This window comes from Paenibacillus sp. JJ-100, from assembly GCF_948329825.1.
Lineage (GTDB): Bacteria > Bacillota > Bacilli > Paenibacillales > Paenibacillaceae > Paenibacillus.
This window is the reverse complement of record NZ_CAOJCM010000012.1, coordinates 1-13,353: the sequence shown is the minus strand read 5'-3', so window position 1 is coordinate 13,353 and position 13,353 is coordinate 1. Positions and strand designations below refer to the sequence as shown.

Below are 13,353 nucleotides of genomic sequence, written 5' to 3'. Positions count from 1 at the left end.
CAGCTTATCACCGGATTTCCGCAGTTCTTCATAAAACATCCAGAGGATTTTCAGCACATACCGTATATGGCTAAGAAGAAGCAAGTATTTTTCATCCCACTAAGGAGGGCATTCATATGGCTAAAGTAGTTAATAACGTAACTGAACTCATCGGGGGTACTCCGCTGGTACGTCTGAACAATATCGTACCCGAAGGCAGTGCAGAAATATTTGTGAAGCTGGAATATCAGAACCCGGGATCAAGTGTTAAAGATCGTATCGCGATTAGCATTGTTGAAGAAGCGGAAAAAGAAGGCAAGCTGAAACCAGGTGGTACGATTATTGAAGCTACAAGCGGTAACACAGGAATCGGTCTGGCGATGGTTGCTGCTGCTAAAGGCTACAAGGCCGTTGTTGTAATGCCTGAAACGATGAGCTTGGAGCGTCGCAATCTGCTTCGTGCTTATGGTGCTGAATTGGTACTCACACCTGGAGCAGAGGGAATGAACGGTGCAGTTAAAAAAGCAGAAGAGCTGTTAAAAGAAAACCCAACGTACTTCATGGCTGAGCAATTCAAAAATAAAGCAAACGTGAAAATTCACCGCGAAACGACAGGTCCTGAAATCGTTGAAGCGATCCAGTCTGTAGGTGGTACACTTGATGCGTTTGTTGCAGGTATTGGTACTGGTGGAACGATCACAGGAACGGGTGAAGTGTTGAAAGAAGCATTCCCTGGAATCAAAATTGTGGCAGTAGAGCCAGCCGCATCTCCAATTCTAGCGGGTGGTAAACCAGGCCCTCACAAAATTCAGGGAATTGGTGCGAACTTTATTCCTGAGATTTTGGATCAAGAAGTTTATGACGAGATCATTCACATCGAGAATGATGATGCGTTTGAAACAGCCCGGACAGTTGCGAAAGAAGAAGGTATCCTTTCCGGTATTTCATCTGGTGCAGCGATTCGTGCAGGTCTTCAGGTTGCAAAACAGCTGGGTAAAGGTAAACGTGTCGTAGTTATCGTACCAAGTAATGGTGAACGTTATCTGAGCACGCCGTTATATAATTTCGAGGCATAATAACACCGTTACAACTAACGGTTAATGTCACAAGATCTCATGAGAATATGTTCTTGTGTCCTCTAATCATGTATGATCCTTCCTGCCCTGACGGGTAGGGAGGATTTTTTGTGTAACGCTTTTAAAAGCAACGTTGCTTTAGTATACTATCAAACAAAAAGAAATATATAGGTTGAATCCTCTGTACATAGCTTGTTCCTTCACTTGGAACGTTTGTGTTAATGATACATTTTCAACTTATATAACGACATAGGAAAGGGCGGCAGGCCAATGACACACCTGATGACAACATACGCCGACTGGGAAGTGTGGGCTAGGCAAGGTTGGACCATGTTGCCTTATATAATAAAGTCAGATGGAGCACCGTATCATGGCGGATTACCGTTGACTTGGGAAGCTGCATGGCAGCATGCATCTCCTAATGCCATCATACTGGAGAACGGGAAAGGTGGAAGGTATACGTTCCTCGGATTAAATCCGGTGTCCATTGTTTCCGGCAAAGGGCAGGAAGCAACAATCTTTGACGTGCACCAAGGGACAACAGGAACAGATCGGGGCAAGCCGCTGGAAGTATTAAAAAGATGGACAGCACCTTACCGAGCACCCAAGATTGATGGAGCACCAGATTTTGCAGGCGGTTGTGCCGGATATCTGAGCTATGACGTCGCCAGATCGTTGGAGAGACTACCATTGATTGCCGAAGACAACCCTGCTCTCCCCGATTACTGGTGGATGCGATTTGATGAACTTTGGGCGTACGATCATGAGCAGCAGGCACTTTTCTGTATGGTGCATCTGGAAATCAACTCTGAACAGCAAGAACAGACCGATCTGCGTAGTCTCTATGCTACAGCGGAGAAACGTGCAGCTGCCATGCAGCAACGATGGCTTCATATGATGGGGTTTGCTCAGGCTGAGGAGCAGCAACAGGCACTGGAACTCCGTCAAAGGCAGGTTCATCTTGCACTGCGTAAAGAAGAATCTGAACGGGAAACGGAGGGATGGCAGACATCCTTCCCACAAGAGGATTTTGAACAAGCTGTGCGTAAGGTGCAGGAATATATCCGACAAGGCGATGTGTTTCAGGTTAATCTATCCCTCAGACATGAGAAGCAGCTGCAATCCAGCGGCGAGCATATCTATGAATGGTTGCGAATGGTGAACCCTTCACCTTATATGGGGATGCTTCGCAGTCCCGAATTTCAACTGGTCAGTGGATCACCTGAATTGCTTGTCAAAGTGGAGAACGGAAAAGTCAGTGCGCGTCCTATTGCCGGAACGAGAAGAAGAGGGCGCGATGAGGCAGAGGATCAGGCGATGGCAGAGGAATTGCTTGGTAGTGAGAAGGAGCGAGCCGAACATATTATGCTGGTAGACCTGGAACGTAATGATATCGGGCGAATTGCTGCCTATGGGTCAGTTCATGTGCCGGAATTGATGACTATTGAGAAATATTCCCATGTAATGCATCTGGTTTCGCAGGTAGAAGGTAAACTTGCCGAAGGATTGACCGTATTTGATGTCATTGCTGCAACGTTCCCGGGTGGGACGATAACGGGGGCTCCGAAAGTGCGCACCATGGAAATTATTGAAGAGCTTGAGCCGGTTCGTCGAGGGCCGTACACAGGGTCTATTGGATGGATAGATTTCAGTGGCAATATGGAATTGAATATCGTCATTCGAACACTTGCTATCAAGGACGGAACGGGTTATGTTCAGGCAGGAGCTGGCATCGTTATTGATTCAGATCCATATCGTGAGTACAGAGAGTGCCACAATAAAGCCAGAGCAATGATGAGAGCTGTGAATTACAGTGAACGGGCTGAAACCGAATTGGGACAGTCATCAAAAGCGAACACGAATTGAGCAAGCGCAGTCCGAACGGAACGAAGCAATTAATTTAATATAAAAATGGCATCTGCCGCAGTCTGCGGTAGAAGATGAGAAGGAGCGGACATATGATTCTGGTTATCGACAATTACGATTCCTTTACCTATAACCTAGTTCAATATCTGGGTGAATTGGGGGAAACGGTGGAAGTTCGCCGTAATGACGAAATTGATCTGGCAGGCATTGAAGCGCTGGCACCGGATCATATTCTGATCTCTCCAGGCCCGTGCACGCCGAATGAGGCGGGAATTAGTCTGGCGGTTATTGATCATTTTAAAGGCAGTATTCCGATCTTTGGCGTATGCCTCGGCCATCAGGCAATTGGACAGGCATTTGGCGGCAATGTTATTCGCGCAGATCGTATGATGCATGGCAAAACGTCCGAAATGCTTCACACGGGCACATCTGTGTTTGCGGGTTTACCTTCTCCATTCACGGCAACCCGTTATCATTCGTTGATCGTGGAGCGTAGTAGCCTGCCGGATTGTTTAGAGATTACAGCAGAGACGGCTGAAGGAGAGATTATGGGTCTTCGCCATAAAGAGTATGCGATTGAAGGGGTACAGTTCCACCCGGAATCCATTATTACAGATCACGGTCATCAGATACTTCGCAATTTCCTTTCACAACAAAAGGCGACTGTATAACATGCAATATGCCGCGATGAACGGAAAGTTGGTTCAGCTGGCATCAGCCGTGGTTCCTGTGACGGATCACGGCTTTTTGTACGGGATTGGGTTGTTTGAGACCTTTCGTACATATCAGGGGGTGCCTTATCTTCTGGAACGACATTTAGAGCGTATGGCTGCTGGCTGTGCGGAGCTAGGTATTCCGTTTGAGGTGACAGCCACTGAAGTCACAGACTGGATATCTCGTCTAATGCGGGCAAACAATCTTGAGGATGCCTATGTGCGGTATACGATATCTGCTGGTGAAGCGCCGTTTGGATTACCTTCGGGGGATTACACAGACCCAACTCATATCGTATTAGCAAAAGCACTGCCAGAACCATCTCCCACTCTATATGAGAGAGGTAAAGTACTTCAGCAGCTATCTACACCTCGCAATACGCCGGAGAGCCACACCAGATTCAAGTCGCTTCATTACATGAACAGCATATTAGCCAAACGTGAATTAAATAGATATATTCAGCATGACCATCGGTTGCAAGGAGCAGAGGGATTACAAATTACGCGAGAAGGTTATATTGCAGAAGGGATTGTCAGTAACGTATTTTGGGTGCGTGAACAGGTCCTCTATACCCCTTCATTGTCTACTGGAATTCTGCCGGGCATTACTAGAGCTGTAGTGATGGAGATTGCTGCCGATCAAGGTATTTCCTGCCGAGAGGTGGAATCGCCATGGAGGGATCTGGAGCAGGCTGATGAAATCTTCCTGACCGGTTCAGTGGCTGAGTTGGTCCCGGTGACGAAACTATACGATTTAGATGGTAACGAAGTTAAAATCAGCAACGGATTTATTGGCCCGGTTACCGCAGTGTTGCTGCGTATGTACCGGGAGAAAGCGGGGTATACTTCATGACACTTACACCAGTCATTTACGAACGGAAATATGAATGGGGTCCAGCTTCAATAACCCTGGGAACCCGTACTCAGATTATGGGTATCCTGAATGTAACACCTGATTCGTTCTCAGACGGGGGACGATACAATAATGTGGAACGTGCTGTAGCTCATGCCAAACAGATGATAGAAGACGGTGCCGATCTGATTGATATCGGTGGAGAATCCACCCGTCCAGGTTCACAGGTAATCAGTGTGGATGAAGAGCTTCAGCGGATTATTCCGGTGATTGAAGCCCTGCATGCAGAGGCGCCACATATTCCAATATCAGTCGATACCTATAAGGCCGAGGTTGCCCGTCAAGCGATTCAGGCTGGCGCTCATATCATCAATGATGTATGGGGGGCCAAAGGCGATCCTGAGATGGCACGTACTGCAGCCGATCTGGGCTGTCCGATTATTCTGATGCATAATAGGCAGGCACGGGATTACACCGATTATCTGAATGATGTGGTGCATGATGTGCAGGAAAGTATCGAACGGGCACTTGCAGCTGGCGTACACGAGAAGCAAATAATACTAGACCCGGGAATCGGTTTCGTGAAAGACCTTTCTGAGAACCTGCAATTGATGTCATCTCTGGGTATACTGGGTGAACTCGGTTATCCGGTACTGCTCGCCACATCCCGCAAACGATTTATCCAACATACGTTGGATGTTGGCGCGGATGATGCAATCGAAGGCACAGCCGCGACAGTGGCATTTGGCATTGCCCAAGGCTGCCAGATGGTACGAGTCCATGATGTGAAACCGATTCGGCGGACGGCAGACATGTGTGATGCGATGTTGTATCGTTCTCCAGGCTTGCGGAGAAGATCTTAATGAGGGGGGCTCTAGGCCCTTCCATAAGATAGCGAAGCGTTTTGATATAGAAAGTTAGGGTATTGCAAGCAATCATCGCTCAACTTAATTCGATATTTAAATAGAAAGCAGGCGAAATAGATGGATAGAATGGTGCTGCATCGCATGGAGTATTACGGATACCATGGTGTGTTTGAAGAAGAGCGGAAGCTCGGTCAGCGTTTTTACATCGATTTGGAGATTGATATGGATCTGAGTGAGGCTGGGCGTAATGATGACCTGACCCAAACGATTAATTATGCGGAGATTCATGAGCTGGTAAAACAGATCGTTGAGAATACTTCATTCCAGTTAATTGAAGCTTTGGGTGAACATATTGCATCTTCTCTATTAGACACTTATACTATTATCAATGCATTGACAGTCAAGGTGACGAAGCCACATCCGCCATTTGATATTCATTTCGGAGGCGTAACAGTAGAGCTTCGCCGCTCAAGAAAGTGAGAACCGATCATGATTGCACATTCGACCTCTGAATCCTCAGAGGCTTATATTGCTTTGGGGGCTAATTTGGGTGACCGTGGGCAGACGCTGCTCGAGGCGGTTACGCTGCTAGATGCACACCCTTACATTTCTGTCCTGCGCTGTTCCGCGTTATATGAGACAGAGCCGGTGGGGTATGTGGATCAGCCTTCATTTTTGAATATGGCTATAGCTGTCCGTACAAGTCTAACACCGGAGCATCTGCTTACGGAGTTACTGAGTGTAGAGAACCAGCTTGGGCGCGTCCGCGATATTCGCTGGGGTCCGCGTACGGTGGACCTGGACCTGCTATGGATGCAAGGTGAGACACGAGACACGGAGTTGCTTCAACTGCCGCATCCCCGTATGGGAGAGCGTGCTTTTGTACTGGTGCCACTGTCGGACATCGTACCGCAGGATGAGGCATCGGGCTTGCATACCTTTGTACACGCATCGTTGTCTGTACTGGATGGAAAGGAAGGAATACAGCGTTGGAAAACATGCAATTGGCCAATCGAATCCGGGCATTCCGGAAGCTCAAAGGCTTGACCCAACATGAACTTGCAAACGAGACAGGTATTTCCTTAGCTATTCTAGGAACGATTGAACGGGGAAACCGGAGGGTTACACCGCTGGAACTAAGTAAAATTGCCGATGTACTCGCGGTTAGTATAGAGGAATTACAGGGTCAATAAGCAAGAGCTGAACGACTACATCTCAAATTAATAAACATGACACGAATAAACAGAGTTAGACTAGTTCTTGAATAACAAACACATGAAGTGCTCTCTTGCATCGAAAAAGGGGTGAGACAGTAAGTATGCTTAAGATTGGCAATATTGAAATGAAGAATCAGGTCGTGCTTGCACCGATGGCTGGTGTATGCAACCCCGCTTTCCGCTTGATTGCTAAAGAGTTTGGTACAGGTCTTGTCTGTGCCGAGATGGTGAGTGGCAAGGCCATTGTGCATGGTAACCAGCGGACACGCGAGATGTTATTCGTAGATGAGCGTGAGAAACCACTCAGTTTGCAGATCTGGGGTGGAGACCGCGAATCCCTTGTCGAGGCGGCCAGAATCGTGGATCAAGAAACGAATGCAGATATTATCGACATTAATATGGGATGCCCTGTGCCGAAGGTGACGAAGTGTGATGCAGGTGCGCGCTGGCTTCTGGACCCGAACAAAATCTATGAGATGGTATCTGCCGTTGTGGATGCCGTCGAGAAACCGGTAACTGTTAAAATGCGGATTGGTTGGGATAACGAACATATCTATGTAGTGGAAAATGCTCTGGCGGTAGAGTGCGCAGGGGGAAGTGCTGTCAGTGTACACGGCCGAACCAGAGAACAACTCTATACCGGTACAGCGGATTGGTCACATATTAAAAACGTCAAGGAAGCCGTCTCTATCCCTGTGATTGGTAACGGTGACGTATCTTCACCAGAAGATGCCCGCCGTATGCTAGATGAAACGGGCTGTGACGGTGTGATGATTGGGCGGGCTGCCCTGGGGAATCCGTGGATGCTCTATCGTACGATCCAATATCTGAGCTCAGGCGAATTGCTCCCTGATCCGGATGCCGAGGAGAAGATTCGTGTAGCTGTCCTCCATATGGATCGACTGATTGCACTCAAAAATGAAACGATCGCTATTCGCGAAATGCGCAAGCATCTGGCTTGGTATCTGAAGGGGCTGAAAGGATCAGCGCGGGTCAAAGACGTTATTATGGAAGGAACCAAACGGGACGAAATGGTGGAGATTCTGGAGAGCTTTGTGGCCCAGTTGAAAATCGGGGGGAATCTCGAGTCGGAACCGGTTATTACCGGGAATGCCTCTTAATTGAGGAGGGCGGATATAAAACGTTTACAGCCAAGGGTGGCGTAACATTGACTTTTCGAGACCGTTCCCCTATAATTTCTCAGTATAAATTCGCCATGTGGTTTATTAAGTATTCGTGCATCAGGAGGAATATTCTATTTCTCTGGAGAACTTCATATAGTTTTGAAGATGTATGCGGGCGGAGTTCTGTCATCAGCACTAATTCCGTTGCCGTACAATCAAATTATTCCCATGACAGGAGAATCGGTTGAAATGAGCGACAAGGAAGTTATCCTTACACCAGAAGGACTCAAAAAGCTGGAGGAAGAACTGGAAACACTGAAATCAGTGAAGCGCCGCGAAGTGGCTGAACGGATCAAAGTAGCCATCGGCTACGGTGATATCAGTGAGAACTCCGAATATGAAGATGCGAAAAATGAGCAAGCTTTTATTGAAGGACGTATCATTACGCTGGAGAAAATGCTTCGTAACGCACGCATCATCAACAGCGATGAGATTGATACCGATGCTGTAAGCGTGGGTGCTACGGTTATCGTCGAAGATTTGGAATTTGGTGACATTACTGAATATACAATTGTAGGTACGGCCGAATCCAATCCACTTCAGAACAAAATTTCGAATGAGAGTCCTGTGGGTAAAGCCATTTTGGGCAAGAAAAAGGGTACAGTGGTTGATGTAAATGTGCCTGCTGGCGTAATTCAATATAAAATTGTAGATATTAAAAAGCTGTAGTAACGAAGCAGTCAGGCGCACTAGACAAAAGCTTCCTTAAAGGGAGCTTTTTTTCAACATAAAGGACAAGCGTCCTGCCAGACTGCAATGCAAATAAGGAGATGAATACAGATCATGACGGATGAAGTCTTGAATCAGGAAACCGAACTTAGCGAGCTGTTACAGATTCGCCGCGACAAATTGGACGAGCTCCGCAGCTTGGGAATCGACCCTTTTGGCCAAAAATATGTACGTACCGAGGAAGCCGGCTCTATTCTGAAGAAGTATGAAGAACTGACTAAGGAAGAGCTGGAAGAGAAGCACATCGAAGTCAGTATTGCCGGACGGATTATGGCGAAGCGGGGAATGGGTAAAGCAAGCTTTGCACATATTCAGGACCTGAGCGGCAGAATCCAGATCTATGTTCGTCAGGATAGCGTACCAGAGGACAAGTTTACAGCATTTAGTTTACTTGATCTTGGAGATATCGTTGGGGTAACCGGCGTTGTTTTCAAAACCAAAACAGGCGAGACTTCCGTTAAAGTCCAAGACTTGGAAGTGCTGTCCAAATCACTTTATCCACTGCCGGATAAATATCATGGTCTGACTGATGTTGAACTGCGTTATCGTCAGCGTTATGTGGATCTGATCATGAACCCTGATGTGCAGCAGACCTTCATTATGCGTTCCAAAATCATCCAATCCATGCGCCGTTATCTGGACTCCCATGGCTATCTGGAAGTGGAGACACCAACACTGCATGCGATTGCAGGTGGTGCAGCGGCACGTCCATTCATTACACATCACAATGCGCTTGATATGGAATTGTACATGCGGATTGCGATTGAACTTCACTTGAAACGTCTAATTGTTGGCGGTTTGGAAAAAGTATATGAGATTGGCCGTGTATACCGGAACGAAGGTATGTCTACACGTCATAATCCGGAGTTTACAATGATTGAGTTGTATGAGGCTTACGCGGATTACAAGGATATCATGGCTTTGACTGAGAACCTGGTAGCTCACATTGCACAGGAAGTACTCGGTACACAAGTGATTCAATACGGAGATCATGAAGTAGATCTAACGCCGCAATGGCGCCGTGTTACGATGGTGGATGCGGTTAAGGAAGTTGTAGGTGTAGACTTCTCTGTACAGATGACGGACGAAGAAGCACACAACTTGGCGAAAGAGCATAATGTAAAAGTGGAACCACATATGACATTTGGTCATATTCTAAATGCTTTCTTTGAAGAGTTTGTTGAAGAAACCTTGATTCAGCCAACATTCATTATGGGACATCCGCTTGAAATCTCGCCACTGGCGAAGAAAAGCGACGTAGATCCACGTTTTACGGATCGCTTCGAGTTGTTTATCGTTGGTCGTGAGCATGCCAATGCCTTCACCGAGCTGAATGATCCAATTGATCAGCGTCAGCGTTTTGAAGCACAGATGTTGGAGAAAGAGCATGGTAATGACGAGGCGCATGAAATGGATGACGACTTCATTCGTGCACTTGAATACGGTATGCCGCCAACAGGTGGTCTAGGGATTGGTATTGATCGTCTGATTATGTTGCTTACCAATTCGCCTTCCATCCGTGATGTACTGCTCTTCCCGCACATGCGTCCACGTACACAAGAGTAAATAAGGAACGAACATTCGTTCATCATAGAAGAGGAACCTGCCACGTGCTTCAAGCTGGGGCAAGTTCCTCTTTGGGTTTACATAGACAATATAACGGAATGCTGTAGAGTGTCATTGCTTAAATTTTAATTTGTTAAGAGAGGTGCCCTTCATGAAGTTCAGGCTTCATATTGCCAGGTTCATATCTCCCCCGTTGATATTGGTTGGTGGTTTCTTGCTGATCATCTCCGTTGGTACGGTCTTGTTAATGCTGCCGTTGGCCAATCAGAGTGGTACACACCTAGCCTTTATTGATGCTTTATTTACAGCTACTTCTGCGGCATGTGTAACTGGACTGGTTGTGGTGGATGTAGGGACAACCTTTAATCATTTTGGTCAGATTGTCATCATGATTCTTATGCAGCTTGGCGGACTAGGTTTCATGACCATGGCTACATTGTTTGCGCTCGTGCTGGGTAAACGTATCTCTCTTAAGGACAGACTGCTGCTAAAGGAAGCCATCAATGCAGACAGTATGGAGGGGATTGTGCGGATTATCCGCAAGGTATTGATTTTTTCGTTTACGATTGAAGGTGTAGCTGCGGTTATATTGGCTTTGCGCTGGGCGACCGAGATGCCATTCATGCAGGCCGTATACTATGGTGTTTTTCATGCCGTATCTTTGTTTAATAACGGTGGATTTGATCTGTTTGGCAACAGTTTCCAATATTATACGGGGGACTGGATCTTTAACATTACGGCTTCGATCCTTGTCGTATCGGGCGGACTTGGCTTTGTTGTTCTGAATGATCTATTCGAATACCGCAAACGCCGCCGTCTATCGTTGCAGTCCAAACTGGTGCTGTCTGTGTCAGGTGCGCTGATTGGTATAGGGGCAGTGGTGTTGTTTATTTTCGAATTCACGAACAGTCATACGTTAGGATCGCTTACTTGGAGTGAGAAAATATATGCTTCATTTTTCCAGTCTGTCTCTACACGCTCCTCCGGAACGAGTACCATCGATATTACAGAGATGCGGCAGGCAACTCAATTTTTCTTTATTTTACTTATGTTCATCGGTGCTTCTCCGGGATCAACAGGTGGTGGGATCAAAACGACCACGTTCCTGATTATGATCGGGGCTGTGTATGCAATGATTCGAGGAAACAAAGATATAGTCTTTTTCCGTCATCGTGTTCCTAAAGAGTTACTTATGAGAGCTTTGACGATTATTATGGTTACTCTCAGTATCTTCATGATTGTGGTGATGCTATTGCTTACGACAGAGGATGCCCCCTTCCTCTCACTTATGTTTGAAGCTGCATCAGCTGTCGGTACGGTAGGGCTATCGGTGGGGGTAACGCATGAAATGACCTATTGGGGCAAACTTATCATTACCTTCACCATGTTTGTTGGCCGGATCGGACCGCTAACGATTGCTTATGCACTTCGTCCCCGTAAAGAGAAGAAGCTTTATCGCCACCCGGAAGGCCGTATTATTATTGGATAAAACAAAAACGCAGTCATTGCATGGAATGCCCCTGATCTGAAATGGGATATACATGAAATGGACTGCGTTTTTTCTGTTTGAAATGACATATTGTATATGAGTTGTGTCAGCATTAGTACATGAGTTACATATGCAGTTACTTATGTTGCGCATTATACACATAGAGAGGTCAGATGCAACATAAGGATTTCCTCCATAAGATCACCACTCATCTGGTCTGGTCTAAGAACGGCATGAATCGATAAGCCATCAACAAGAGCATAGAGCCTCTCAATCTCAACTTCCTGGTTCAAATCTGATTGGAAAATGTTGAGTTGCACCATAGAGATGATGACCATTTCAACAGCTCGTCTAATGTCGTTATAGACTCTATCAGCCAATTCTTTAAATAAAGGGTCCGTTTTGGATTTGGCAGTAAAAGCGTACCACACCTCCATTTCAGCCATTTTCTCATCCGTATTTGGCATGAATTCAAGCAGTAATTGTTTCATATGTTCCATCGGTGGCCCATCAAAGGACATATTTTGAATTCGTGCAGTTACTCGTTCTGATACTAGATTCATTGCAAATAACAGCAGCTCTGATTGAGTGGAAAAGTAATGGCGCATGGAACCGACCGAGATTCCAGCCTCTTCAGCGATATTTCGAACAGAGGCTTGTTCCATGCCATTTCTTCGAATAACACGCCAGGCAGCCTCGGCCACGAGCACGCGCTGTTTATCATGATCTACAATTTTAGGCATGTCCCTATTATATCATTATTGATTATTATAATACAAATGTGTTAAATTAATTGTAATACATATGTACTATATAAAAAGGGAGGGAAAGTTATGATTGCGTATTTTATTATCGCGTGTGAAATTGCTTTCTGGGTATTTGTTGCAGCAGGACTCAGTGTTCGATATATGTTAGGCAACAAACGATTAGGGATGGCTTTACTGGTAGCTACACCGATCATCGATGTACTATTGCTTATTGCCACTGTAATTGATCTTCATAGCGGGGCTACAGCTAGTATGGTTCATGGCATCGCGGCCATCTATATTGGCGTAAGTATTGCATTTGGTCATCAGATGATTGCTTGGGCAGACCGCTATTTCCAATACTGGTTCAAAGCTGGGGAGAATCCAAAGAAGTCTAAACCTTATGGGAGAGAACATGCAAGAAACGAGCGTAAAGGCTGGATTAGGCATCTCTTGGCTTGGAGTATAGGTAGTGCGCTTCTGTATATCATGATCTGGTGGATTGGTGATCCAGCACGTACAGAGGTGTTTTCAGGTTTGATAAGAGTGTGGGCTTTGGTGTTGGGTATTGATTTTCTAATTAGCTTTAGTTATAGTTTGTGGCCGAAACGAGAGCCTGCAAAATAGTAGTGTTACAGATGGAGATATAGCAACGGAGAGACTAACTTTTAGGTAAGGCCACTGGGCTGGGCATCATAAGTCTAAACCTGTAATATGGGCTTACAAGAGAATTAGGATAAATATGAATTAAATATATAATGAAAAAACACTTGTGTTTATATTATGTACATGGTATATTCTAATTCCGGCCAAGAAAACACAGTTACATCGTGTGGCTAGCAAGCGAATGAGTAAAGGCTTCGAAAGAAGCTTAGAAAAAAAGCTTGCAAAGTTGGTTCGGAAGTGATATGATATAAGAGTTACTGAATGAATGATCATCAGTGACCGAAAAGTTTGATCTTTGAAAACTGAACAACGAGTGAGTACTGATCTTGCTTGCAAGATCAACAATGAGATTTTTAATCTCGTCAGATTCAAAATGAGCTAATCGCTCTTTTCAATACTTTAT

General features: G+C 45.8%; 14 protein-coding genes. 13 read left to right on the top strand and 1 reads right to left on the bottom strand.

What is annotated here, in order from left to right:
• Positions 1–116 precede the first annotated feature (116 nt).
• From cysK to PQG66_RS23865, 12 genes are all read left to right on the top strand, one after another.
• A complete protein-coding gene (gene cysK / locus PQG66_RS23920) occupies positions 117–1,055 on the top strand; it encodes a cysteine synthase A (protein ID WP_272040353.1) in 939 nt (312 codons plus the stop codon).
• 270 nt (positions 1,056–1,325) lie between these two features.
• Complete coding sequence (locus PQG66_RS23915; RefSeq protein ID WP_272040352.1) at positions 1,326–2,921, top strand: anthranilate synthase component I family protein; 1,596 nt, start codon at positions 1,326–1,328, stop codon at positions 2,919–2,921.
• Positions 2,922–3,013: 92 nt separating this feature from the next.
• Positions 3,014–3,592: an aminodeoxychorismate/anthranilate synthase component II gene (pabA, locus tag PQG66_RS23910; protein ID WP_272040351.1), complete on the top strand. Its 579-nt coding sequence runs from the start codon at positions 3,014–3,016 to the stop codon at positions 3,590–3,592.
• 1 nt (position 3,593) lies between these two features.
• Entirely contained in the window at positions 3,594–4,487 is an 894-nt protein-coding gene (locus tag PQG66_RS23905; RefSeq protein ID WP_272040350.1) for an aminotransferase class IV, read from the top strand.
• Positions 4,484–5,350: a dihydropteroate synthase gene (gene folP / locus PQG66_RS23900; RefSeq protein ID WP_272040349.1), complete on the top strand. Its 867-nt coding sequence runs from the start codon at positions 4,484–4,486 to the stop codon at positions 5,348–5,350. The genes PQG66_RS23905 and folP overlap by 4 nt, the downstream gene beginning before the upstream one ends.
• A gap of 120 nt (positions 5,351–5,470) precedes the next feature.
• Positions 5,471–5,833, top strand: a complete 363-nt coding sequence (gene folB / locus PQG66_RS23895) for a dihydroneopterin aldolase (RefSeq protein ID WP_272040348.1) — start codon at positions 5,471–5,473, stop codon at positions 5,831–5,833.
• A gap of 9 nt (positions 5,834–5,842) precedes the next feature.
• Positions 5,843–6,400 carry a 2-amino-4-hydroxy-6-hydroxymethyldihydropteridine diphosphokinase gene (gene folK, locus PQG66_RS23890; protein WP_272040347.1) on the top strand — a complete coding sequence of 186 codons (558 nt, stop codon included), beginning with the start codon at positions 5,843–5,845 and terminating at the stop codon, positions 6,398–6,400.
• The gene (locus PQG66_RS23885) at positions 6,397–6,546 is read left to right on the top strand and encodes a helix-turn-helix domain-containing protein (RefSeq protein WP_442955170.1); all 150 of its coding nucleotides are present in this window, start codon (positions 6,397–6,399) and stop codon (positions 6,544–6,546) included. Before folK ends, PQG66_RS23885 begins: the two co-directional genes overlap by 4 nt.
• 125 nt (positions 6,547–6,671) lie before the next feature.
• Positions 6,672–7,691: a tRNA dihydrouridine synthase DusB gene (gene dusB / locus PQG66_RS23880; RefSeq protein ID WP_272040345.1), complete on the top strand. Its 1,020-nt coding sequence runs from the start codon at positions 6,672–6,674 to the stop codon at positions 7,689–7,691.
• Positions 7,692–7,943: 252 nt separating this feature from the next.
• On the top strand, positions 7,944–8,423 hold the full coding sequence (gene greA / locus PQG66_RS23875) for a transcription elongation factor GreA (protein WP_272040344.1): 480 nt from the start codon (positions 7,944–7,946) through the stop codon (positions 8,421–8,423).
• A 114-nt stretch (positions 8,424–8,537) separates the two neighbouring features.
• On the top strand, positions 8,538–10,049 hold the full coding sequence (gene lysS, locus PQG66_RS23870) for a lysine--tRNA ligase (RefSeq protein WP_272040343.1): 1,512 nt from the start codon (positions 8,538–8,540) through the stop codon (positions 10,047–10,049).
• Positions 10,050–10,200: 151 nt separating this feature from the next.
• Positions 10,201–11,538 (top strand): TrkH family potassium uptake protein, encoded by a 1,338-nt coding sequence (locus tag PQG66_RS23865; protein WP_272040342.1) that lies wholly within the window; start codon positions 10,201–10,203, stop codon positions 11,536–11,538.
• A gap of 152 nt (positions 11,539–11,690) precedes the next feature.
• On the opposite strand, the gene PQG66_RS23860 is transcribed toward PQG66_RS23865, so the two are convergent.
• Positions 11,691–12,281, bottom strand: a complete 591-nt coding sequence (locus PQG66_RS23860) for a TetR/AcrR family transcriptional regulator (RefSeq protein WP_272040341.1) — start codon at positions 12,279–12,281, stop codon at positions 11,691–11,693.
• A 90-nt stretch (positions 12,282–12,371) separates the two neighbouring features.
• On the opposite strand from PQG66_RS23860, the gene PQG66_RS23855 reads away from it, so the two are divergent.
• Positions 12,372–12,911, top strand: coding sequence for a hypothetical protein (locus PQG66_RS23855; RefSeq protein WP_272040340.1), 540 nt, complete (start codon positions 12,372–12,374; stop codon positions 12,909–12,911).
• The last annotated feature ends 442 nt before the right edge of the window (positions 12,912–13,353 follow it).

Excerpts from the sequence above, each read along its gene's own strand:
- PQG66_RS23865 (WP_272040342.1), top strand. The coding sequence starts at position 10,201 with ATGAAGTTCAGGCTTCATATTGCCAGGTTCATATCTCCCCCGTTGATA.
- lysS (WP_272040343.1), top strand. The coding sequence starts at position 8,538 with ATGACGGATGAAGTCTTGAATCAGGAAACCGAACTTAGCGAGCTGTTA.
- PQG66_RS23905 (WP_272040350.1), top strand. The coding sequence starts at position 3,594 with ATGCAATATGCCGCGATGAACGGAAAGTTGGTTCAGCTGGCATCAGCC.
- PQG66_RS23860 (WP_272040341.1), bottom strand. The coding sequence starts at position 12,281 with ATGCCTAAAATTGTAGATCATGATAAACAGCGCGTGCTCGTGGCCGAG.
- folP (WP_272040349.1), top strand. The coding sequence starts at position 4,484 with ATGACACTTACACCAGTCATTTACGAACGGAAATATGAATGGGGTCCA.
- PQG66_RS23915 (WP_272040352.1), top strand. The coding sequence starts at position 1,326 with ATGACACACCTGATGACAACATACGCCGACTGGGAAGTGTGGGCTAGG.
- pabA (WP_272040351.1), top strand. The coding sequence starts at position 3,014 with ATGATTCTGGTTATCGACAATTACGATTCCTTTACCTATAACCTAGTT.
- greA (WP_272040344.1), top strand. The coding sequence starts at position 7,944 with ATGAGCGACAAGGAAGTTATCCTTACACCAGAAGGACTCAAAAAGCTG.
- folK (WP_272040347.1), top strand. The coding sequence starts at position 5,843 with ATGATTGCACATTCGACCTCTGAATCCTCAGAGGCTTATATTGCTTTG.
- cysK (WP_272040353.1), top strand. The coding sequence starts at position 117 with ATGGCTAAAGTAGTTAATAACGTAACTGAACTCATCGGGGGTACTCCG.
- dusB (WP_272040345.1), top strand. The coding sequence starts at position 6,672 with ATGCTTAAGATTGGCAATATTGAAATGAAGAATCAGGTCGTGCTTGCA.
- folB (WP_272040348.1), top strand. The coding sequence starts at position 5,471 with ATGGATAGAATGGTGCTGCATCGCATGGAGTATTACGGATACCATGGT.
- PQG66_RS23855 (WP_272040340.1), top strand. The coding sequence starts at position 12,372 with ATGATTGCGTATTTTATTATCGCGTGTGAAATTGCTTTCTGGGTATTT.